General features: G+C 61.2%; 17 protein-coding genes and 1 pseudogene. 6 read left to right on the forward strand and 12 right to left on the reverse strand.

Translation table 11 applies throughout. The features are described from left to right. Positions 1-115: 115 nt before the first annotated feature. Genes pabB through rloA form a run of 4 tightly spaced genes read right to left on the reverse strand, consistent with a single transcriptional unit; the run spans position 116 to position 4,520 of the window. Entirely contained in the window at positions 116-1,459 is a 1,344-nt protein-coding gene (gene pabB / locus MJP36_RS09925; protein ID WP_244385278.1) for an aminodeoxychorismate synthase component I, read from the reverse strand. Beyond that, the gene (locus MJP36_RS09930) at positions 1,460-2,446 is read right to left on the reverse strand and encodes an alpha-L-glutamate ligase-like protein (RefSeq protein WP_060756243.1); all 987 of its coding nucleotides are present in this window, start codon (positions 2,444-2,446) and stop codon (positions 1,460-1,462) included. After that, positions 2,446-3,978 (reverse strand): osmotic stress tolerance membrane protein RloB, encoded by a 1,533-nt coding sequence (rloB, locus tag MJP36_RS09935; RefSeq protein ID WP_060756242.1) that lies wholly within the window; start codon positions 3,976-3,978, stop codon positions 2,446-2,448. Before rloB ends, MJP36_RS09930 begins: the two co-directional genes overlap by 1 nt. Before the next feature lie 5 nt (positions 3,979-3,983). Continuing rightward, positions 3,984-4,520, reverse strand: a complete 537-nt coding sequence (rloA, locus tag MJP36_RS09940; protein ID WP_090369269.1) for a retropepsin-like aspartic peptidase RloA — start codon at positions 4,518-4,520, stop codon at positions 3,984-3,986. A gap of 271 nt (positions 4,521-4,791) precedes the next feature. On the opposite strand from rloA, the gene MJP36_RS09945 reads away from it, so the two are divergent. The 5 genes from MJP36_RS09945 (at position 4,792) to prpF (ending at position 11,553) form a co-directional block, all read left to right on the forward strand. Then, a complete protein-coding gene (locus MJP36_RS09945) occupies positions 4,792-5,487 on the forward strand; it encodes a GntR family transcriptional regulator (protein WP_060756240.1) in 696 nt (231 codons plus the stop codon). Between the two features lie 11 nt (positions 5,488-5,498). Beyond that, complete coding sequence (gene prpB, locus MJP36_RS09950; RefSeq protein WP_060756239.1) at positions 5,499-6,392, forward strand: methylisocitrate lyase; 894 nt, start codon at positions 5,499-5,501, stop codon at positions 6,390-6,392. A gap of 42 nt (positions 6,393-6,434) precedes the next feature. Further along, positions 6,435-7,562, forward strand: coding sequence for a bifunctional 2-methylcitrate synthase/citrate synthase (gene prpC / locus MJP36_RS09955; protein WP_244385279.1), 1,128 nt, complete (start codon positions 6,435-6,437; stop codon positions 7,560-7,562). 194 nt (positions 7,563-7,756) lie between these two features. After that, entirely contained in the window at positions 7,757-10,351 is a 2,595-nt protein-coding gene (acnD, locus tag MJP36_RS09960) for a Fe/S-dependent 2-methylisocitrate dehydratase AcnD (RefSeq protein ID WP_244385280.1), read from the forward strand. Positions 10,352-10,362: 11 nt separating this feature from the next. After that, entirely contained in the window at positions 10,363-11,553 is a 1,191-nt protein-coding gene (prpF, locus tag MJP36_RS09965) for a 2-methylaconitate cis-trans isomerase PrpF (protein ID WP_060756236.1), read from the forward strand. A 309-nt stretch (positions 11,554-11,862) separates the two neighbouring features. On the opposite strand, the gene MJP36_RS09970 is transcribed toward prpF, so the two are convergent. The 7 genes and pseudogenes from MJP36_RS09970 to MJP36_RS10000 form a co-directional block, all read right to left on the reverse strand. Next, entirely contained in the window at positions 11,863-13,185 is a 1,323-nt protein-coding gene (locus tag MJP36_RS09970) for an ABC transporter ATP-binding protein (RefSeq protein ID WP_060756235.1), read from the reverse strand. A 14-nt stretch (positions 13,186-13,199) separates the two neighbouring features. Beyond that, positions 13,200-14,945 carry an ABC transporter permease gene (locus MJP36_RS09975; protein ID WP_060756234.1) on the reverse strand — a complete coding sequence of 582 codons (1,746 nt, stop codon included), beginning with the start codon at positions 14,943-14,945 and terminating at the stop codon, positions 13,200-13,202. A 229-nt stretch (positions 14,946-15,174) separates the two neighbouring features. Then, a complete protein-coding gene (locus MJP36_RS09980; protein WP_244385281.1) occupies positions 15,175-15,900 on the reverse strand; it encodes an alanyl-tRNA editing protein in 726 nt (241 codons plus the stop codon). A gap of 2 nt (positions 15,901-15,902) precedes the next feature. Then, positions 15,903-16,896, reverse strand: a pseudogene (locus MJP36_RS09985) (serine O-acetyltransferase). 37 nt (positions 16,897-16,933) lie between these two features. Next, positions 16,934-17,848, reverse strand: coding sequence for a PLP-dependent cysteine synthase family protein (locus MJP36_RS09990; protein ID WP_090369279.1), 915 nt, complete (start codon positions 17,846-17,848; stop codon positions 16,934-16,936). Between the two features lie 15 nt (positions 17,849-17,863). Continuing rightward, the gene (moeB, locus tag MJP36_RS09995; protein ID WP_244385282.1) at positions 17,864-19,726 is read right to left on the reverse strand and encodes a molybdopterin-synthase adenylyltransferase MoeB; all 1,863 of its coding nucleotides are present in this window, start codon (positions 19,724-19,726) and stop codon (positions 17,864-17,866) included. 41 nt (positions 19,727-19,767) lie between these two features. Beyond that, positions 19,768-20,661 (reverse strand): DMT family transporter, encoded by an 894-nt coding sequence (locus MJP36_RS10000; protein WP_161549611.1) that lies wholly within the window; start codon positions 20,659-20,661, stop codon positions 19,768-19,770. 160 nt (positions 20,662-20,821) lie between these two features. On the opposite strand from MJP36_RS10000, the gene MJP36_RS10005 reads away from it, so the two are divergent. Continuing rightward, positions 20,822-22,246: an aminotransferase-like domain-containing protein gene (locus MJP36_RS10005; RefSeq protein ID WP_060756228.1), complete on the forward strand. Its 1,425-nt coding sequence runs from the start codon at positions 20,822-20,824 to the stop codon at positions 22,244-22,246. A gap of 227 nt (positions 22,247-22,473) precedes the next feature. Here MJP36_RS10005 and ppsR read toward each other — a convergent pair whose 3' ends face one another. Further along, positions 22,474-23,292 (reverse strand): posphoenolpyruvate synthetase regulatory kinase/phosphorylase PpsR, encoded by an 819-nt coding sequence (ppsR, locus tag MJP36_RS10010; RefSeq protein WP_003175525.1) that lies wholly within the window; start codon positions 23,290-23,292, stop codon positions 22,474-22,476. Positions 23,293-23,432 lie beyond the last annotated feature (140 nt).

Raw genomic sequence — 23,432 nt, forward strand, 5'->3', positions numbered from 1 at the left:
TTGGACGGTCAGAGCTGGACGCTAACCTGCAACTCGCACCCGGTCCACGGGTGTTCTGATTCAGATTTTTTCTTGCCGGGATCTTTTCTTTCGAGACGCTGGGTTGGCCGGGACGCTAAAGGTTTTCCAACGTTTGCAGCAACACCCGCACCTTCGTCAGCGATTCCTGATACTCCGCCTCCCACTCTGAATCAGCGACTATCCCGCCGCCGCCCCAGCAGCACACCTGCCCGTCCTTGACCAGCAGGCTGCGGATGGCGATGGAGCTGTCCATCTCGCCACGCACGTCCAGGTACATCAGCGAACCGCAGTACAAACCGCGCCGCGTCGGTTCCAGTTCGTCGATGATCTGCATGGCGCGGATCTTCGGGGCGCCGGTGATGGAGCCGCCGGGGAAGCTGCCGGCGATCAGGTCGAGGGCGTCTTTGTCGTCGGCCAGCACCCCTGTGACGCTGCTCACCAAGTGATGCACGTTGGGGTAACTTTCCAGGCTGAACAACTCCGGTACTTTCACCGAGCCGATGCGGCAGGTGCGGCCGAGGTCGTTGCGCAACAGGTCGACGATCATCAGGTTTTCGGCACGGTCCTTGGGGCTGGCCAGCAACTCGGCGGCGTTGGCGGCGTCGTCTTCGGGCGTCAAGCCGCGGGGGCGCGTGCCTTTGATCGGGCGGGTTTCGACCCGGCGCTCGCTGATGTGCACAAAACGTTCGGGCGACAGGCTCAGTACCGCGCCGTCGTCCGGCAGGCTCTGGAAGCCGGAGAAGGGCGTTGGGCAGGCTTGGCGCAGCGCACAATAAGCGATCCACGGGTCGCCAGCGCAGGAGGCCCGGAAGCGCTGGGTGAAGTTGACCTGGTAGCAGTCGCCGGCCTGGATGTAATCCTGGATGCGCACGATGGCCTGCCGGTACGCTTCGGCGCTGAGGTCGGGCGCCATGGGCCCCAGCAGCGTGAAGGGCGCCCCTGGCTCGGCCACCGGTTGGCGGAACAGCGTGATCAAGCGTTGTTGCTCGCTGTCGGCCAATGCCGGATGGAATACAAGCTGGCTGGTTTGTGCCTGATGATCGCTGATCAACGCCCAGGCATACAGGCCGAAGCGCGCATCCGGCAGGTGCAAGTCATCCGCCGCAAGGTGCGGCATCGGCTCCAGGTGCCGACCAAAGTCATAGCTCAGGTAGCCGATCAGCCCGCCGGTAAAGGGCAGTTCATAACCGGCAGGCAGATCCGCCCGACCCAGTTGCGCAAGGTTTTCCCGCAAACGCTGCAGGAAACCGTCACCACGTTCGTCAGGTAATACCGTCAGCGTCGCTTGCGGCCAAGCGCTGAGCAGATCATAGCGCCCACGCTCGGCCGCAGGTCGGCCGCTGTCCAGCAGCACGGCCCCAGGCGCGTGGCGAATCGCCGCAAAATACTCGGCGGGGTTGGCCCGGTAGGGCAGTGGGTGTACGGAACAAGTCAGCATTTAGCCTTCAACCGGTGGGATATGCCCAAACATTTCCTGCACGATTTTCACCCGCTCCTGCGGGGTTTCCGTCACGCCGGCCGACTTCAATGCTTCCAGCCGCGCCTCTACCGCATGGGTGCGCAGGGTCAGGCCGCAGTCGTTGGCGATCTGGATATTCAGCCCTGGCCGGGCATTGAGCTCAAGGATCAGCGGGCCTTTTTCCTGGTCCAGCACCATGTCCACGCCGATATAACCCAGCCCGCACAACTCATAGCAGCTGGCGGCGAGTGTCATGAAACCGTCCCAGTAGGGCAGTTGCACACCGTCCACGGCATTGGTGGTATCGGGGTGTTTGGTGATGATGTTGTTCAGCCAGGTACCGCGCAGGGTCACGCCGGTCGCCAGGTCGACGCCGACGCCGATCGCGCCCTGGTGCAGGTTGGCCTTGCCGCTCGACTGGCGAGTGGGCAAGCGCAGCATGGCCATGACCGGGTAGCCCATCAGCACGATGATGCGGATATCCGGCACGCCTTCGTAGCTGATGCTTTTGAAGATCTGGTCGGGCACCACGCGGTATTCGATCAAGGCGCGATCGCGGTGGCCACCCAGGGAATACAGGCCGGTGAGGATGCTGGAAATCTGATGTTCGATTTCCTCATGGGTCAGCAACCTGCCGGATACCGTGCGATAGCGCCCTTCAAAGCGGTCCGCCACTACCAGGATGCCGTCACCGCCGGCGCCCTGGGCCGGCTTGATCACGAAGTCGCTGCGCCCATCGAGGATCTCGTCGAGCTTGTCGATTTCCTTTTCGGTGGAAATGATCCCGTACATTTCCGGCACATGGATGCCGGCGGCGATAGCGCGCTCCTTGGTGATGATCTTGTCATCCACAATCGGATACAGGCTGCGCTTGTTGTACTTGAGCACATAGTCGGCGTTACGCCGGTTGATGCCCATGATCCCCCGCGCCTCCAGGGCCTTCCAGGTTTTCCAGAAGCCGAACATTATGAATCAGCCTTGAGGAAGGCCTTGAAACGCACCAGTTCGGTCAGGCGGTAGCCGCGATAGCGCCCCATGGCCAGCATGAAACCGACCAGGATCAACAGGATCGCCGGGAAGGTGAACACAAAGTAGATCAGTTCCGGCACGCTCATGATCAGGTGCGCCAGGGTTGCGGCGAATAGTGTGCCGATCGCCACTTTCAATGCATGGGTGGCGCCGCGCTCTTCCCAGGTGATCGACAGGCGTTCGATGGTCATGGTCAGAATCACCATCGGGAACAGTGCCACCGACAGCCCGCGTTCCAGCCCTAGCTTGTGACTGAACAGGCTGATGGCCGCGATCAGCACCACCACGAAGGTCAGCACCACCGACAGCCTGGGCAGCATCTGCAGTTTCAAGTGTTCCAGGTACGACCTGAGCGACAGGCCCAGCGCCGTGATGATGGTGAATAACACAATACCGAAGCCCAGCTGCGTCTCGCGGAACGCCAGGGCGATCAGCACCGGGGTAAAGGTGCCCAGGGTCTGCAGGCCGATCAAGTTGCGCAGGATCAGGATCACCAGCACGCCGATCGGGATCATCACCATGATCATGAAGGTCTGCTGGGTTTGCAGCGGCAGCCCGTACAGTGAGTATTCGAGGAAGTTGGCGTCGGTGTTCTCATCGGTCAGCTTGGCCAGGCGAATGGCGTTCATTTCGCTGTTGTTCAGGCTGAAGGTCACGGCGGCTTTCTTGCCACCCTCTACCGTGATCAGGTTTTCATCGCCGGTCCACCACAGCAGGCGGTCGGCCGGCAGGCCCTGTTCGCCGGTTTCCGGGTTGAAGTACAGCCAGTCATTGCCATTGAAACTGCGCAGCCACAGCTCCGGGGTCTGCGGTTGGTCGGCCACTAGGCGCAGGGTGTGCACCTTTTCGATCGGCACGTGGGCAATCGACAGCAGCAGCTCGACGATCTTGGCCTTGTGCGGTGTCGACGGGTCGCCGGCCAGCAGCAGCTTCACATTATCGTCGTTGAGGTTGTTGGTGCGCTTGATGGCCTCGCCGATAAACGTCTCGACGTCGGCCGAGTGCTGGCGGATCGGCGCGAGCAAGGCTTCGGCGGCGATCTTTTCCGGGCCTTCCACGGCAATGCTGTCGCGGAAGGTCGGGCCCTTGACCTTGAGCTTTTCGCCGCTGTAGCGCTTGGTCAGCACCAGGCGGTAGTACAGGGTTTGCTTGCCCTTGGCCCGGCGTGCCGACCAGGTCACCTTGCGGTTGCCATCGGTACGGTTGACGCTCACCCCATAGTTGTTCGAGATGAAGCTTTCATTGAGGCTGACGAAGTCGCGGCTCAGCGGCGGCACGAACATCGAGATTTTGACCGGGTCCTTGGGGTTGGCGACGAACTCGACCTTGGCGTCGATGTTCCACAAGTCGTCAGTGGCGTCCTCGGTCACCGGGATACCCAACACGAAAATCTGGTAGGCGGTGACCGAAATACCCAGCACCACCAGAATGGTGATCAGGATTTTCAGGTGCAGGGTCAGAGAGCGCATTCGGTTTACTCGGCGGTATAAGCGTCGGCGGCGCAGGCAGGTTTGCCCGCTGCGTATTTGAGACTGGGGTCGACCAGCGCATCAAAGCGTTTCAACGCTTCGGAGCCGATCAGCAGCGGATATTGGAATGCGCTGCGGTCAGTCAAGTTCACTTCGATGCTGCGTATCGTGGTGCCCATGCAGACATCCAGGGCTATCACCGGGCGGGCGGTGTAGTGTTTGTCCTCATCGGGTGAGTAGTCACCGGCGCGGCGCTTGATCTTGCTGACGCGGGCCAGGGGCAGTTCGATGGGGTGGGAATGGGCGGTGTCGATAGCCAGGTAAAAGCGCACCCAGGACTCGCCATTGCGCTTGAAGCGCTTGATATCGCGGGCGCTGAGCGACGCGGTCTTGGCGCCGGTATCGAGTTTGGCCGCCACTTCCAGGTCGATCCCGGTCAGCTTGGCGTATTCATTCAGGCCATACACGGTCTTCTCGGCGCCAGCGCCAAGACCCGATACGCACATCAGGCAAATCAATAGAAGGAAGGGCTTGAGTCTCATAAATCCTGAGGCGGTGCCATGCGATGTTCAATTCAAGGCGACTGGCATTGCTGCGCAAACTCCCTCGTGCGCCGTTTCATCAGGAGATGTCAGGCGAAAGCGGCGGGCATTCTAACATGATGCTTTTGCGACGCCAGCGCTGGCAGGCGGCCATGCCCCTGGAAGGTGCGGCAGGGTTATTAGACGATTGTCGACAATGTGTATTTATTCTTTGACTATCAGGGGCTGATTAGCTAGTTTTTGCGGCATTGCTTTTAAAGGTGTCGACAATATGCTGGATCAACTGGAAAGCCCAGTGATGGCGCAAGACGATTCCCAGACCATGTCCGAGAACGTCTTCCGGCGTATCCAGGCCGCCATCGTCAAGGGTGAGATCGCCCCCGGCAGTAAGATCTCCGAACCGGAACTGGCGCGCACCTACGGCATCAGTCGTGGCCCGCTGCGTGAGGCGATCCACCGTCTGGAAGGCCAGCGCCTGCTGGTGCGTGTGCCGCATGTCGGCGCCCGGGTGGTGTCCCTGAGCCATGCCGAGCTGATCGAACTCTACGAAATCCGCGAGTCCCTCGAAGGCATGGCCTGTCGCCTGGCCGCCGAGCGCATGACCGACGCCGAAATCGAGGAGTTGCGCCAGGTACTGCACACCCATGAACGCGACGAAGCCTTCCAGGCCGGCCTCGGTTATTACCAGCAGGAAGGCGACTTCGACTTTCATTACCGGATCATCCAGGGCGCCGGCAACCGCACCCTGACCCAAATGCTCTGCGGCGAGCTGTACCAGTTGGTGCGCATGTACCGCATCCAGTTCTCCGCGACGCCCAATCGTCCACGCCAGGCTTTTGCCGAGCATCACCGCATTCTTGACGCGATCGCCGATCGTGACGGTGAACTGGCGGAGTTGTTGATGCGCCGTCATATCGGTGCCTCCAAACGCAACATCGCCCGTCACTTTCCAGACACTACCCCCTAACGAGGTGAGTCATGAGTTCCACTAACAACAGCACTCCAGGCCAGCGTTTCCGTGACGCGGTCGCCAGCGAACAGCCTTTGCAGGTGGTCGGCGCGATCAACGCCAACCACGCGCTGCTGGCCAAGCGCGCCGGCTTCAAGGCGATCTACCTGTCGGGTGGCGGGGTGGCTGCAGGTTCCCTGGGCGTACCGGACCTGGGGATTACCGGCCTGGATGACGTGCTGACCGACGTGCGCCGCATCACCGATGTGTGCGACTTGCCGCTGCTGGTGGACGTGGACACCGGTTTCGGGTCCTCGGCGTTCAACGTGGCGCGCACCGTCAAGTCGATGATCAAGTTCGGCGCGGCGGCCATCCATATCGAAGACCAGGTGGGCGCCAAGCGCTGCGGCCATCGTCCGAATAAAGAAATCGTGTCCCAGCAGGAAATGGTTGACCGCATCAAGGCCGCCGTGGACGCGCGCACCGACGACAGCTTCGTGATCATGGCGCGCACCGACGCGCTGGCGGTGGAAGGTCTGGAGTCCGCCCTGGAACGTGCCGCCGCCTGTATCGAGGCCGGTGCCGACATGGTGTTCCCGGAAGCCATCACTGAGCTGGAGATGTACAAGCTGTTCGCCTCCCGTGTGAAGGCCCCGATCCTGGCTAACATTACCGAGTTCGGCGCGACGCCGCTGTACACCACCGAACAGTTGAAATCTGCCGATGTTTCCATCGTGCTGTACCCGCTCTCGGCCTTCCGCGCCATGAACAAGGCCGCCGAAAACGTTTACACCGCGATCCGTCGCGACGGTACCCAACAGAACGTGATCGACACCATGCAAACCCGCATGGAGCTTTACGATCGCATCGATTACCACACCTTCGAGCAAAAGCTCGACGCGTTGTTTGCCGCGAAAAAGTAACGCGGCATGCCTCCCTAATAAATTCAAGATTGGAGAACGAACATGGCTGAAGCAAAAGTACTGAGTGGCGCCGGCCTGCGTGGCCAGGTCGCCGGGCAGACCGCACTGTCCACCGTGGGCCAGGCCGGTGCCGGCCTGACCTATCGCGGCTACGATGTGCGCGAGCTGGCCGCCGAGGCACAGTTTGAAGAAGTCGCCTACCTGCTGCTGTACGGCGAGTTGCCGAGCAAAGCCGAATTGGCCGCCTACAGCGCCAAGTTGAGCAAGCTGCGCGACCTGCCGCAAGCCCTCAAGGAAGTGCTGGAGCGTATCCCCGCCGATGCCCATCCGATGGACGTGATGCGCACCGGTTGCTCGTTCCTGGGCAATATCGAGCCGGAGAAGGATTTCAGCGTGCAGCACGACGTCACCGACCGCCTGCTCGCTGCTTTCCCGGCGATCATGTGCTACTGGTATCGCTTCAGCCACGACGGCCAACGCATCCACTGCGTGACGGATGAGCCGACCATCGGTGGTCACTTCCTGCACCTGCTGCACGGCAAGAAGCCCAGCGACCTGCACGTCAAAGTGATGAACGTGTCGCTGATCCTGTATGCAGAGCATGAATTCAACGCGTCGACCTTCACTGCCCGCGTATGTGCGTCGACCCTGTCCGACCTGTATTCCTGCGTCACGGCGGCCATCGGTTCGTTGCGCGGCCCGCTGCACGGGGGGGCCAACGAAGCTGCGATGGAAATGATCGAGCGTTTTTCGTCTGCGCAGGAGGCCGTCGAAGGCACCCTCGGCATGTTGGCGCGCAAGGACAAGATCATGGGCTTCGGCCACGCGATCTACAAAGACAGCGACCCGCGTAATGAAGTGATCAAGGGCTGGTCGAAAAAGCTGGCTGACGAAGTGGGCGACACCGTGTTGTTCCCGGTGTCCGAAGCCATCGACAAGACCATGTGGGATCAGAAGAAGCTGTTTCCCAACGCCGACTTCTACCATGCCTCGGCCTACCACTTCATGGGGATCCCGACCAAGTTGTTCACCCCGATCTTCGTCTGCTCGCGCCTGACCGGCTGGGCCGCGCATGTGTTCGAGCAGCGTGCCAACAACCGCATCATCCGTCCAAGCGCCGAATACATAGGCGTCGAACAGCGCAAGTTCGTGCCAATCGAACGTCGCTGAATGGGAGATTGGCGGTCCTGAATGGGTAACCGGATCAAATGTGGGAGGGGGCTTGCTCCCGATAGCGGTCAGCTACAGATGTATCGACTGACAGTCCGCTTTCGCGAGCAAGCCCGCTCCCACATTTGGATCTCATTCCAATTCCGGATGCACGCCGGTTCTCCTTTTGTAGCCACCGTGACCGAGTCCTGACGATGAACACTGAGTTTCGCAAACCGCTACCCGGCAGTCGCCTGGATTACTTCGACGCTCGTGCGGCAGTCGATGCAATCAAGCCCGGCGCCTACGCCACCTTGCCTTATACCTCTCGCGTACTCGCCGAGAACCTGGTGCGCCGCTGCGACCCGGCCACCCTCAACGCTTCCCTGGGCCAGTTGATCGAACGCCGGCGCGACCTCGATTTCCCCTGGTTCCCCGCGCGCGTGGTATGCCACGACATCCTCGGCCAGACCGCCCTGGTCGACCTTGCCGGACTGCGCGATGCCATCGCCCAGCAAGGCGGCGATCCGGCTCAGGTGAACCCGGTGGTGCCGACCCAACTGATCGTCGACCACTCCCTGGCCGTCGAAGCCGGTGGTTATGATCCGCAGGCATTCGAAAAAAACCGCACCATCGAAGACCGTCGCAACGAAGACCGTTTCCACTTTATCGAGTGGACCAAGAAGGCGTTCAAGAACGTCGATGTGATCCCGCCAGGCAACGGCATCATGCACCAGATCAACCTGGAGAAAATGTCTCCGGTGATCCAGGTGCGCGACGGCGTGGCGTTCCCGGACACTTGCGTCGGTACTGACAGCCATACCCCTCACGTCGACGCACTGGGCGTGATCGCCATCGGCGTCGGCGGCCTTGAAGCCGAAAGTGTGATGCTCGGCCGCGCCTCATGGATGCGCCTGCCGGAAAGCGTCGGCGTCGAACTGACCGGCAAGCTGCAACCGGGCATCACCGCCACCGACATGGTGCTGGCGCTGACCGAGTTTCTGCGTAAACAAAAGGTCGTGGGGGCGTGGCTGGAGTTCTTCGGTGAAGGGGCTTCGGCACTGACCCTGGGCGACCGTGCGACCATCTCCAACATGGCCCCGGAATACGGCGCCACGGCGGCGATGTTCTACATCGACCCACAGACCATCGCCTATCTGAAGCTCACCGGCCGCGAAGACGAACAGGTCACCCTGGTGGAGCAATACGCCCGCCACACCGGCCTGTGGGCCGATGACCTGAAGAGCGCGCAATACGAGCGTGGCCTGACCTTTGACCTGTCCAGCGTCGTGCGCAACATGGCGGGGCCGAGCAACCCGCATGCGCGCGTGGCGACCCGTGACCTGGCATCCAAAGGCATCAGCGGCGAGTGGGACGAGGTTCCCGGCCAAATGCCCGACGGCGCGGTGATCATTGCGGCCATTACCAGTTGCACCAACACCAGCAACCCGCGCAACGTGATCGCTGCCGGCCTGCTGGCGCGCAACGCCAACAAGCTGGGGCTGACGCGCAAACCCTGGGTCAAATCTTCGTTGGCGCCGGGTTCGAAAACCGTGGCCATGTACCTGGAAGAAGCCGGCCTGGGCCATGAACTGGAAAAACTCGGCTTCGGCGTGGTGGCGTTTGCCTGCACCACCTGCAACGGCATGTCCGGCGCCCTTGACCCGGTGATCCAGCAGGAAATCATCGATCGCGACCTGTACGCCACGGCCGTGCTCTCGGGTAACCGCAACTTCGACGGGCGTATTCACCCGTACGCCAAGCAAGCCTTCCTCGCCTCGCCGCCGTTGGTGGTGGCCTATGCGATTGCCGGCACCATCCGTTTCGATATCGAGAAGGACGTGCTGGGCCTGGATGCCTCGGGCAAGGAAATCCGCCTGCAAGACATCTGGCCGAGCGACGAAGAGATCGACGCGGTCGTCAAGGCTTCGGTCAAGCCGGAGCAGTTCCGCCAGGTCTATATCCCGATGTTCGCCATCCACGAAGACACCGGGCCGAAAGTCGCGCCGCTGTACGACTGGCGCCCGCAAAGCACCTATATCCGTCGCCCGCCGTATTGGGAAGGCGCGCTGGCCGGTGCGCGGCCGCTCAAGGGTATGCGCCCGCTGGCGGTGCTGCCGGACAACATCACTACCGACCACCTGTCACCCTCCAATGCGATCATGCTCGACAGCGCCGCAGGCGAATACCTGGCGAAAATGGGCCTGCCGGAAGTCGACTTCAACTCTTACGCGACGCATCGCGGCGACCACCTGACCGCGCAGCGTGCCACCTTCGCCAACCCGAAACTGTTCAACGAAATGGTGGTTGAAAACGGCAAGGTCAAGCAGGGCTCCCTGGCGCGCATCGAGCCGGAAGGCAAAGTCACGCGGATGTGGGAGGCCATCGAAACCTACATGGAGCGCAAGCAACCGCTGATCATCATTGCCGGGGCCGACTACGGCCAGGGTTCCTCCCGCGACTGGGCGGCCAAGGGCGTGCGCCTGGCCGGTGTGGAAGCGATTGTCGCCGAGGGTTTCGAGCGCATCCACCGCACCAACCTGGTGGGCATGGGCGTGCTGCCGTTGGAGTTCCTGCCGGGCACCGACCGTCACACGTTGAACATCGATGGCAGCGAAACCTATGACGTGGTCGGTGCACGCACCCCGCGTGCGCAACTGACGCTGGTGATCCATCGCAAAAATGGCGAACGTGTCGAAGTGCCGGTGACTTGCCGCCTGGACACCGCCGAAGAAGTATCGATCTACGAGGCGGGCGGCGTGTTGCAGCGCTTCGCCCAGGACTTCCTGGAATCGGCGGCCACCGCCTGAAGAGGATAACCATGGCACACGCAGCGCAAATCAGGATCCCCGCCACTTACATGCGTGGCGGCACCAGCAAGGGGGTGTTTTTCAGCCTCAAGGACCTGCCCGAAGCGGCGCAGGTGCCGGGCGCCGCGCGCGACGCCTTGCTGCTACGGGTGATCGGCAGCCCCGACCCGTACGACAAACAGATTGATGGCATGGGCGGCGCCACATCGAGCACCAGCAAGACGGTCATCTTGTCGAAAAGTACCCGCGCCGATCACGACGTGGACTACCTGTTCGGCCAGGTCTCCATCGACAAACCCTTTGTCGACTGGAGCGGCAATTGCGGCAACCTGTCGGCGGCGGTGGGTTCGTTCGCCATCAGCGCCGGGCTGGTCGACCCGGCCCGCATCCCGCACAACGGCGTGGCCGTGGTGCGGGTGTGGCAGGCCAATATCGGCAAGACCATCATCGCCCATGTGCCGATCACCGACGGCGCCGTGCAGGAGACCGGTGACTTTGAACTGGACGGCGTGACCTTCCCGGCCGCCGAGGTCCAGCTGGAATTCATGGACCCGGCGGCGGAAGAAGAGGGCGGCGGCGGTTCGATGTTCCCCACCGGCAACCTCGTCGACGACCTGGAGGTGCCGGGTGTCGGCACCTTCAAGGCGACGTTGATCAATGCCGGTATCCCGACGATCTTCATCAACGCCGAAGATCTTGGCTACACCGGCACCGAGCTGCAAGGCGCGATCAACAGCGACCCGAAAGCCCTGGCGATGTTCGAGACCGTGCGGGCCTACGGCGCGCTGCGCATGGGGCTGATCGAGAACCTGGAGCAGGCCGCTCAACGCCAACACACGCCGAAGGTTGCGTTTGTGGCCAAGCCTGCGGATTACGTGTCATCCAGCGGCAAGGCGATCAAGGCTGCCGATGTAGACCTGCTGGTGCGCGCGCTGTCGATGGGCAAGTTGCATCACGCAATGATGGGCACGGCGGCGGTGGCGATTGGCACGGCGGCGGCGATTCCCGGCACCTTGGTCAACTTGGCGGCCGGCGGCGTGGCGCGCAATGCGGTGCGCTTCGGGCATCCGTCCGGCACGTTGCGCGTGGGCGCCGAGGCCAGCCAGGTAGAGGGTGAATGGGTCGTCAAGAAAGCCATCATGAGCCGCAGTGCACGCGTGTTGATGGAAGGCTACGTGCGCATCCCCGGCGACGCCTTCTAAAGCCCGACATCAATCCAGTGTGGGAGGGGGCTTGCTCCCGATGACGGAGTGTCAGCCAATCCAGTTTTCGCTGACCCACCGCTATCGGGAGCAAGCCCCCTCCCACTTTTAGCTGGTGTTCACTTCGGTCTATACGCTGCCCTCGACAGCGCATAGCGTCCCCACGCGGCGATGCGTTCTAAAGCCCGACATCAATCCAGTGTGGGAGGGGGCTTGCTCCCGATGACGGTGTGCCAGCCAATCCAATTTTCGCTGACCCACCACTATCGGGAGCAAGCCCCCTTCCACTTTTAGAATGGTGTTCTCGGTTTACATGCTGCCCTCGACATCCTCCAGGCTGAACGTCTCGGTGTGGTCGTCGTAGGAGAAAATCTCTGCATAGCGTCCCCACGCCACCACGGTTTCCAGGGTTTTTTCCACGAACGCTTCGGTCATCGAATCTTCCAGCTCTTGCTCGAAGCGCACCCGTGGGGCGCGGTGCCCGCTGCGTTCAAGCAATACCTGATGAATGCGCGCGGCCAGCGGTACGTGCTGGATCAAATGTTCGGCGAACAGGGTCTTGCGTTCCTGGGTGCCGTAGTCGGCGAACAGCTTGCCGGCGTCGGTGAGGGTGATGTCGGCGCCCTTGAGTTCGGCAAAGCCCAGGTGTTCCAGCATCTCCGCGACCGGGAACAGGTCGTCGACTTCCAACAGGCCCCGTTCGGCCACGTTGGGCAGGCCGGCGTGGCCGTTGTAGGGCTCGGCGGCCAGGGTTTCGATCAGGCCGGCCATGAGGTTGGTGGACACTTCCGGCAGCAGGCTGCTCATCTTCAGTTCGGGCTTGCCGACGCTCGCATCGGCGCTGCGTCGGTCGGTCATCAGGGCATAGATGTCGTCGACCATTTGCCGGAAAGTCGGGTCCAGCCGGTTGCGCGGGTGCGCAAACGGCACCTTGATCTCGGCGACCACGCGCCCGGGGTTGGACGACAGCACCAGGATGCGGTCGCACATCAGCACCGCTTCCTCGATGTTGTGGGTCACGATCAGGATCGACTTGATCGGCAGTTGCTTGCCGCTCCACAAATCCAGCAAGTCGGTGCGCAGGGTTTCGGCGGTGAGTACATCGAGGGCCGAGAACGGTTCGTCCATCAGCAACAGGGTCGGGTTGACCACCAGGCCACGCGCAAAACCTACGCGCTGGCGCATGCCGCCGGACAATTCACGGGGGTAAGCGTTTTCGAAACCGTCCAGGCCGATCAGGTCGATGGCGGCCAAGGCGCGCTTGCGGGCTTCCTTGCGCTCGACTTGCAGGGCCTGCAGACCGGCTTCCACGTTTTCCAGAACGGTCAGCCAGGGAAACAGCGCAAACGTCTGGAACACCATGGCGACGCCTTCGGCCGGGCCGGTCAGCGGTTTGCCGTGGTATTTCACGTCCCCCGACGACGGTTGGATCAGGCCGGCAATAATGCGCAGCAGTGTCGATTTACCTGAGCCGGAGCGGCCGAGCATGCCAACGATCTCGCCTTCGTGCAGGCTCAGGTCTACGCCGCTGAGCACTTGCAGCTCTTCCTTGCCTTTGCCGAAGACCCGGTTCACGTTCTTCAGCGAGTAAATTTCTGGGGTGTCGGCAGTGTGTTCGGTATAGGTATTCATCACAGCGAATCCCATTAATTCAGACGAAGTTTGTTTTCGGCAATGGCGTACATCGGTCGCCAGACCGCGCGGTTGAACGCCACCACGAAGATCGACATCACCACCACGCCCAGGGCGATCTTGGGGAAGTCCCCGGCGGCTGTGGTTTGTGCGATATAGGCACCCAGCCCGTGGGCGACCACATTGTCCTGGCCCCAGGACACGTACTCGGACACGATGCTGGCGTTCCAGGCACCGCCCGAGGCGGTAATCGCGCCGGTGACGTAGTACGGGAAAATCCCCGGCAGCATCACCTTGCGCCACCACAGCCAGCCGCGAATGCGGAAGTTGGCGGCGGCTTCCTTGAAGTCATTGGGGAAGGCACTGGCGCCGGCAATCACGTTGAACAGGATGTACCACTGGGTGCCCAACACGATCAGCGGGCTCAGCCAGATGTCCGGGTTGAGATGGAAATGCAGGATCACGATGACGAACACCGGGAACAGCAGGTTCGCCGGAAACGCCGCAAGGAACTGTGCCAGCGGCTGGATTTTCTCCGCCAGGCTCGGACGCAGGCCGATCATCACGCCCAGGGGCACCCAGATCAACGAGGCAATCAGGATCAGCCCGGCCACCCGCAGCAAGGTAATCAGGCCCAGCACCACCACGTGGCCAACTTCGGCGAGGGTCACTTCGGTGCCGACGTACTGCACGATGTGGTACAGCGCATACGCGGCCATCAGCGCGATCAGTGTGCCCCAGGCCCAGTCGATGAGCTTCGACGCGGCAGGCGTCTCGGTCGGCAATGCCTTGAATGCACTCCCCGCCAGGCTGAAACGCTTGTTGCCCAGGCGGCTGAAGGTACGGGTGATTGGGCGCAGGATGCGTTGCACGACGCGGGTGCGCTGGATCAGGTTCAGCACCCAGGATTGCGGCGCGCTGCCCTGGGAGGCGGTGGTTTCCATGCGGAATTTGTCGGCCCAGGCTACCAGCGGGCGGAACAGGAACTGGTCGTAGATCAGGATCACCGCGATCATCGCCAGGATCACATAACCCACGGCGTGCAGGTCTTTCTGGGCGATGGCCAGGGCCAGGTATGAACCTACGCCCGGCAGGGTGATGGTTTTGTCGCCGACGGTGATGGCTTCGGAAGCCACCACGAAAAACCAGCCGCCGGACATGCTCATCATCATGTTCCACACCAGCCCCGGCATGGCAAAAGGAACGTCGAGCTTCCAGAATTTCTGCCAGCCGGAGAGGCGCAGGCTGGTGGACACTTCCACCAGGTCATGGGGCAACATGCGCAGCGACTGATAGAAGCTGAAAGTCATGTTCCAGGCCTGGCTGGTGAAGATCGCAAAGATGGCGGCGAACTCCGCGCCGAGCACGCGCCCGGGAAACAGCAACAGGAAGAACGTCACGGTAAACGAGATGTAACCGAGTACTGGCACCGATTGCAGAATATCGAGCACCGGCACCAGCAGTTTCTCGGCTCGCCGACTTTTGGCGGCCAGGGTGCCGTACAGCAGGGTGAAAATCAGCGCTGCCACCATCGCCGCGAGCATGCGCAGTGTGGTGCGCATCGCGTATTCCGGCAGGTTGGCCGGGTCCAGGGAGATGACTTCGCTTTGCAGGGTGGCGATGGGAGCCCAGGTCTCCCGGGCGGTGATGGAGAAAAACAGCAGAAAACCGATCACCAACGGCAGGGCGACCAGGTCCCAGCGGTTGGGCAGCAGGCGCAGAGAGGACGCCGGAATGTAATGACGGAACACTTTGTTCATATGCAGTTGCTCATAGGCAGACGTTCCTGCAGCGTTCAGGTTCAGAAGGGCGTGGTGGGTTTGAGCTTAGCTTCTCTACAAGCACCCACGGAGAAGGCTGGGGGCTCTCTCTCCATGAGTCAGGACGGCGCACCTGGGGAAGATGCGCTGCTGGGGGAATTGTACGTTTCTGAATGTTACAAACGCGTAAATTTGCTGTCAGTTTCCTGTACGAACTATCAGTTGGGCCTTATTCAAACCGCAGGATGACCCGGCGGTTGTGCTTGCTCTTCTTCTCGATTTTCTCGCAGAACACCTTGCCGATTTCCTCGGTGTTGATCACATGGGTGCCGCCGCAGGGCTGGATGTCGATGCCGGCAATCTCGATGACCCGCACCGAACCCTGGATCACTGGGGGGGCTACCGCCTGGGTGCGGGTGATCTGCAGCAAGGTCGAGTATTCCGAGGCGGGCATCGACAGGGTTTTAACCGGGTGGGCTGCCTCGATCAGCGCGTTGAGGTCGCGGGTGAGGCTGTCTTTGTCGAGGGTCATTTCCGGCAGGTCGAAATCCAGGCGGCCTTTGTCGGCGCTGATACTGCAGCCGGTCACGGGCGCATCGATGAGCGAGCACAACAGATGCAGGCAGGTGTGCATCTTCATGTGCTGGTAGCGCCGTTCCCAATCGAGGCTGGCGTCTACCTGCACGCCGGCGGTCAATTGCTCGGGGCAGTGCTCCACCTGGTGCCAGATAATCGAGCGCAGCACCGGGTCGCGCACGGTGCCCACCACGTCGACCCGCGTGCCGTCGGCCAGGGTGAGGTGCCCAGTGTCGCCCGGCTGCCCGCCGCCCGTGGGGTAGAACAGCGTGTCCAGGGCGATGCCCTGTTCGCTGACGGCAATCACCCGGGCGCTGAAGGCGTTCTGGTAGGGCGCGCTGTCGAACAGCGCCAGGGTTTCCATGGTGTGTACGGACATGTTCATCCTCCAACGATCAATGGGCTGGCTTGCAACAGGTGACGCACCATTGCGCTCAAGCCAGGGGGGGGAGAGCAGGGTGATTTCAAATTCCGACCCGCAGATTTTCAGGTTCAGCGGCAGGCGCGGCAGTTGTTCGCCGATGTCGGTGCGGCGCAGGCGAAATTGCAGGTGGTGGCGCTCTTTTACCGTGGGCTCCAGCATCACGCCCCGCAACGGATGAAAGTCGGCATCCAGCACCGTCACGTTGTGGCTGGCGTTGACCTCGCCCACCACATGCAGGCGTTCATCCAGCGCAAAGGCGCCGAGATAGTGGGTGTGGTCCGTTTCAACGTTTTTTTGCAGTTGCACCTGGTTGACCACCCTGACCCGAGTGCCTGCGGGAACGTCCTGGGTGATCACGCACGAAGGGCTGATGAACACGTTGTCGCCGATCAAGACATAGCCCAGCACCCGGGCGCCGGAGCCGACTTCGACGTTGTTGCCCAGGCGTGGGTGGCGTTTGCCATCCGGGTTGTTGGCGATACCCCGAGCGCCCAGCGTGACGCCGCAGAGGATGTAGCAGTCGTTGCCGATCTCGCAGGTTTCGCCGATCACCGTGCCGTAGCCGTGGTCCAGCACGAAGCGCCGACCGATACGCGCCGCCGGATGAATCTCGGCACCGGAGAGGATCTTGCCCTGGTTGCTGAGCTTGAGGGCTATGCGCGAAAACACGCTGTTGGGGTTGTCGGGGAAGTGCCATACCAAATGCGCGAGCCGGTAGAACAGCACCGCCTTGAACGAGGCATAGGACTCCAGGATCAACTCGCCGCGCCCACGCGAAGCCGGGTCGCGATAGGCGTAGGCGATCAGGTCTTCGGCAACCGATTGGGCGGCATTCTGGATCAAGGGTGCCAGATGCGGTTCCAGTTGCTTCATCTGCGCAGGCGTCAGGGTCTTGATGAGATGGGTGAGCAACTCATCGTGCAACTGTTGCATGTCGATAAAGCCCCCCATGGAGGTCCCCCCGCATTCTGGTTGGTTGGGTAACCGGTTATTCGAAACTGGGCAGGTAGCTGTCAGCATTGTCGTAGACCATGGTCAACACCACCGTTTCGGGTGGTAATTCAGGAGCGAGTTGGGCGATGGCGACCATGTTGGCGGCCGACGACAAACCCAGGCTGATGGCATCGGTGCGCATGATGCGTTTGATCATGTCGACGCAGGCCTGGTGCGACACCTTGAGCATGCCGTCCAGTACCTCCAGGTTGAGAATGCTCGGGATCAGCCCGATCGACAGACCCTGGATACCGTGCGGCGCGTGGCGGTCCTTGAGCAGGTCGCATTCTTCAGGTTCCACCCCCATGACACGGATATGCGGCCAGGCCGCCTTGAGGGTTTCGCCGATACCGGTGATATGGCCGCCGGTGCCGATGCCGCTGACGAAGTAATCCACGCGCTGTTCACCGAAGGCGCGGAGGATTTCCGGCGCGGTGGTGTCGCGGTGGGTTTGCGGGTTGGCGCCGTTGCGTTGCTGGTTGAGCATCACGTAGCTGGGATTCTCCAACTGCAGCTCCATGCATTTTTCGCCGTGGGAGTTGTTACCCAGGCGGCTGTCCGACAGCACCACCTTGGCCCCGTACAAACGCAGCAGCTTTTGCTTTTCGGGGCTGTAGTTGTCGGGGATCACCAGCACGACTTTGTAGCCCAGCACATTGCCGGCCATCACCAGGCCAATGCCGGTATTGCCGCCGCTGGGCTCGATGATGGTTTGCCCGGAGTCGCGGATCAGCACGCCCCGGCGTTCGGCGTCGAGGATCATGCCCAGGGCGATGCGCGCCTTGTGGCTGCCGCCTGGGTTGAGGGATTCGAGCTTGGCGTAGACCTCGATGCCGAGGTCTTCGGAAAACTGCGCCAGGCGCACGATAGGCGTCTGGCCGATGACGTCGAGAATGGAGTTATGCAACATCAGTCGATCCCCGGATCAATACAACGGCATGTCGGGTTCGACGTCGCGCACCCAGTGTTTCATACCGCCCTGCAGGACCTTGGTATTGGCAAAACCTGCCGCCAGCAAAGTGCTTGCCGCTTGCTCGGCACGGGTGCCGGCGTAGCAGATCAGGTAGTGGGTGTTGTCGCGACTGAGGCTGTCGAGCTGCCCATCCAGTTCGGCCAGGGGGATGTGCACCACGCCCGGCAGTTTGCACACCTCCAGTTCACTGGCATCGCGAACATCCAGCAGGACGTCGGCGCTGCGGTGGTGGTCGAGCACTTGTTTGAGTACGCGTGGCTTGATGTAGCGTTCTTCGGCCAGGGAGGGGTGACTCGGCATGGCGTCGGCGCAGACGGCCGGCGCGACGCTTTCGCTGTGGCGCAGGTCCGAACAGCAGGGGCAGTCGGCGCGACGTTTGAAGCGGATTTCGCTGAACTTCATCGCCAGCGCGTCGAAGCGCATCAAGCGGCCGGACAAGGGCTCACCGATACCGATCAACAACTTGATCGCCTCGGTGGCCTGGATCATCCCCACCACCCCCGGCAATACGCCGATCACACCGCCGGCGCTGCAATTGGGCGCCAGCTCCGCGGGAGGGGCTGAGGGAAACAGACAGCGGTAGCACGGCCCGCCTTGATAGTTGAGCACGCTGATTTGCCCGTCGAAACGGTAGATGGCGCCGTACACCAGGGGTTTGCCCAACTGCACGCAGGCATCGTTGACCAGGTAGCGGGTGTCGAAATTGTCGGTGCCGTCGATCACCAGGTCGTAGGCGCCCACCAACTCGAGGGCGTTGTCGGCATTCAGGGCGGTGTCGTGGGCGTTGACCTGGATGTGGCGATTGAGGTCCAGCAAGCGTTGCCGGGCGGACTCGACCTTGGGCATGCCCAGCGTGCTGTTGCCGTGGACGATCTGGCGTTGCAGGTTGCTGCTTTCCACCACATCGAAGTCGACCAGCCCCAGGGTGCCGACGCCGGCCGCCGCCAGGTACAGGCTGATGGGCGAGCCCAGGCCGCCGGTGCCGATGATCAGCACCTTGGCGTTTTTCAATTTCAGCTGACCCTCGCGGCCGACGCCGGGCAGGGTGATGTGGCGCACGTAGCGCTGCACTTCCTCGTTGCTCAGGGCATCGATATCCATGCCGCCGGAGGTGGCCAACAGCACTTCGATCCTGGCCTGTTCCGGCAGGGGCTCATCGGCACCGATCAGTTCTTCTTCGGCGGTGAACAGGAAGTGCTCCTTGAGCTGGTTGTTTTTTTCATGAAACAGATGCGCGCGTAACTGTGGATAGTGGCTGCAAAGGTTTTCAATGACTTCGCGCAATGTCGATCCGGCGCCCTCAAGGGTCGATTCCGGCAGCTTGGCCACGCGAACCAGAATGTCGGGGAAAGAGACAGCGTTCATGGACAACTCCGTGTGCAGGTCGTTGAAAGGGTTAAGGGCGAAATGCTTGCCATCCCAGGCAAACAGCTTTGATCCCAGGGCCTGGCCCTGGCGAACGTCCACCACCAGATAGCTGACGGGGTAGATTGGCTCGCCCAGGAACAGCGCCTTGTCCTGGTCTTCGTCACTGAAATAGGCGCCCACATCCGGGTGGGAGTGGTAGATCACCACCACCGGGTTATCACTGCGAAACGCCTTGTTCATCAGCAGGGTGTCGGCTACGGAAAAGGTGTAGCCGTTGGCCGCGCTGCGTGGGTACATCTCTGGGTTCTTGCGATGCAGCTCGTTCTGGATATTGCTGCCCAGGTACACACTGCCGTCGGCGAAGACAAAACCACAGCATTCTTCGGGGTAGCTGCGGCTGGCGTGGGCGTAGATCTGTTCCAGGGCGGTTGGGCGCAGGACGTCCATGTTTCTCTCGCGTGGCTGATGTTGAGGGGCCGGGGGGACGTTCAAGGTTTCTTGGCCAGGAGTTTTTCAATCGGCAACTTGGTGATTGCAAAGCCGGCCAGCAGAATGGCCGAGTACAGCATCAGGTCCCGGGAAATCGCCACGCCCTCGTACCACGCGCCGATGATCACCGCGAACACCGGAAAGATAATGAACACGAACGACAGGATGATCGGGCTCAAACGCTTGAGCAGCATGAAGTACACGATGAACCCGCCCACCGACGCGACCAGCCCCAGGTAGAACAGGGCTCCCCAGGAGCGCAGGGTGATCTGGTCAAACGTGGGCGTCTCAAACCACAGGCCGGCGACGAACAACATCAGCCCGGCGATGCCGATGGGCAGAGTGTTATAGGTGATCACGCTGATGGCACTGCCTTTTTGCTTGGTGATGACATAGCACAGCGCATGCATGATCGCCGCGCTCAGGATCGCCAGCACGCCGAGGAATTCAGCGTGGTCCAGGTGCAGGCCCTGGCTCTTGATGATCATGTACAGGCTGGCGAAGCCGATGCCGATACCGACCACCTGGGAGAAGTAGATGCGCTCACGCAGGAACAGCCCCGAGAAAATCAGGATAAACACCGGCATGCAGCTGAACAGCAGGGCGGTGAGGCCGGACGAGACGTGCATCTCGCCGTAGTTGAGCAAGTAATAAGGAACGCTGAAATAGGACAGGGTCACAAACACGAAGAACCAGCGGCTCTCCCGGGGAAACAGGATCGGTTCGCGACGTACCAGCGCAAAGCACAGGAACAACGGGAAAGCGATCAGAAAGCGCAGGCCGGCGGACGTCAGCGGTGGCACGCTCTCCACGGCGATCTTGATGCCCAGCCACGTGGTGCCCCAGCTCAGGCACACGATCAGGAACATCACACTGGTGATCAACCCGGCCAGCCACTGTTTTTGGGTTTTGGTCTTGGCGGTGTTTTCGAGAACGGCGGACATTGGCATCGTTTATTGCTTCCCTGAGCCGGAATTGAACTCTATATTGAGCTTGTAATGAGTTGTAAAATTCGGCGATTGAACCCGTAAAAGCACACTATTAGGGCGAAAGATGGCTGTCAAAACAAATATTGACATGGTGTCAATTATGCGTGAGGGGTTGTCCAACGGGCAGGGCGTGAAGTACAAGCGCCTGTCCGATGTCATGGAACGGGGCATCCTCGAAGGCTTGATTGAACCAGGAAGAAAACTGCCGCCCCATCGGGTGCTTTCCGACAACCTGGGTGTGACGATCGGCACGATCAGCCGGGCCTACGGCGAACTGGAACGCCTGGGGTTGGTTGTGGCGCGGGTCGGTGACGGCACTTTCGTGCGCAAGCGTGGGATGGAGCGCCAGCGCGATGAAGGTTTTCGCAACTTCAGCGAGGAGCCGCGCCAGTACTTCGACATGAGCCGCAATATGCACATCCCCGGGCAGGAGACGGTGTTCCTGGCCCAGAGCTTCCAAACCCTGTCGACCAACGCCAAGTTCCTCCAGGACATCAGTGCCTACACGCCGGACGCCGGCCTGCCACGCTATCGCGAGGCCGGCGCGCAATGGCTGGTGCAGCGCGATTTCCACCCGATTCCCGAGCAGGTCATTTGCGTCAATGGCGGCCAGCATGGCTTGCTGTGCTCGATGATGGCGCTGTTACGGGCCGGCGATACAGTGGTCACCGAACAGCTGACTTACCCGGGGCTCATTACCGCCGCGCGCATGCTGGGCATCCGCCTCATCGGCCTGGAAATGGACGAGGAGGGCGTGCTGCCGAGCGCGCTGGACGAAGTCTGTCGTAATCACCGGGTTTCGGCGCTGTACTGCACGCCGACCATCCAGAACCCCACCACTGCGGTGCTCTCGGTGGCGCGTCGGGAAGCGTTGGCCAAAGTGTGTCGTGAACACAATCTGCTGATTCTTGAAGATGAAGCCCACGGTGTGCTGGTGGAAGACCGGCCACCGCCCCTCAGCTATTTCGCCCCTGAGCGTACGATTCTGATCAGCAGCCTGAGCAAGGCTGTGTCTGCCGGGCTGCGTGTGGGGTATGTGCATGCGCCGCCGGCCCTGGTCAGCCGTATCTCGGCGGCGCTGCGTTCTACCTGCTGGATGGCCACGCCGGTGACCCTGGAACTGGCCACCCAGTGGATTGAAAACGGCACGGCGGAATACCTGCTGCGCCAGCAGATCAATGAGATCAGCCGCCGCAAGGCGCTGGTGCAAGGTTTGTTGGCGGGCCTGCAATATCGCACCCACCCCAACAGCCCACACTTCTGGATCGAGGTACCGGAGCCGTGGCGTGCATCGGAAATCGAAGCGGAGCTCAAGCAGAACAACTACCTGATCGCCACGGCCGAGGCATTTGCGGTGGGGCAAACCGCAGTGCCGCAGTTCATTCGGGCGAGCATCTGCAATACGTCAGGGGATGATCAGTTGTTGCGAGAGGGGTTTGACGCGTTGGCCACCGCATTGGGCCAGGGCGGCGGTCGTTTTCACCTGTAGGCATTGATTGTAGTGAGCGGGGCAAGCCCTAATGCCAGTCAGTTAAGGATTAACGCGGTCACTGTGGGAGGGGGCTTGCTCCCGATAGGCCGCGCAGCGGCCTCAAAAATGGGCCTGCTACGCAGTCCATCGGGAGCAAGCCCCCTCCCACAATTTATTCATCGCCCGCTTTATCGCTTAACTGACTGGCATTAGGGCAAGCCCGCTCACTACGAGCATCAGCGGGGTTATTTGAAGCGGCGTTCTACGCCTTTTTCTACCAGAATCTTTGCCGAGATCTCTTCCACTGAGAAATGCGTGGAATTGATGTGCGCAATGTTCTCCCGACGGAACAGATTTTCCACTTCGCGCACTTCGAACTCACACTGGGCATAGCTGGAGTAGCGGCTGTTAGGCTTGCGCTCGTTACGAATGGCGGTGAGACGGTCCGGGTCGATGGTCAGGCCGAACAGCTTGTGCGAGTGCGCACGCAAGGCTGCCGGGAGCGTCAGGTGTTCCATGTCGTCCTCGGTCAGCGGGTAGTTGGCGGCGCGGATACCGAATTGCATGGCCATGTACAGACAGGTAGGCGTTTTGCCGCAGCGCGACACGCCCACCAGGATCAGGTCGGCCTTGTCGTAGTAGTGAGTGCGGGCGCCGTCGTCGTTGTCGAGGGCGAAGTTCACCGCCTCGATACGCTCCATATAGTTGGAGTTGTGCCCAATGGAGTGGGATTTGCCCACGGAGTATGAGGAATGTTCACTCAGCTCTTGTTCCAGAGGGGCCAGGAAGGTCGAGAAAATATCGATCATGAAACCATTCGAAGTCGCCAGGATCTCACGAATATCCTGATTCACGATGGTGTCGAAAATGATCGGACGGAAACCGTCTTTTTCAGCCGCCAGATTGATTTGTTGTACCATGGCCCGCGCTTTATCCACGCTGTCGATATAGGGCCGCGTGAATTTGGCGAAGGTAACGTTTTCGAACTGCGCGAGCAGGCTCTGACCCAATGTCTCGGCGGTGATGCCCGTGCCGTCGGAAATAAAGAAAGCAGATCGTTTCATTTGAGCTCTGGGCCTTAAGCTGATGGCGAATCTTGGATATGATAGGCGCGATTTTGCTGTCCCGCAGTGGGCCGCATTCTCACTTATTTTCCAGGTCCAGGCCACAAGCGCAGGCGTTTGCTCCTCTATGAGCCGCCAGC

Origin of the sequence: Pseudomonas palleroniana (genome assembly GCF_022836895.1) — a bacterium.
Taxonomy (GTDB): Bacteria; Pseudomonadota; Gammaproteobacteria; order Pseudomonadales; family Pseudomonadaceae; genus Aquipseudomonas; species Aquipseudomonas palleroniana.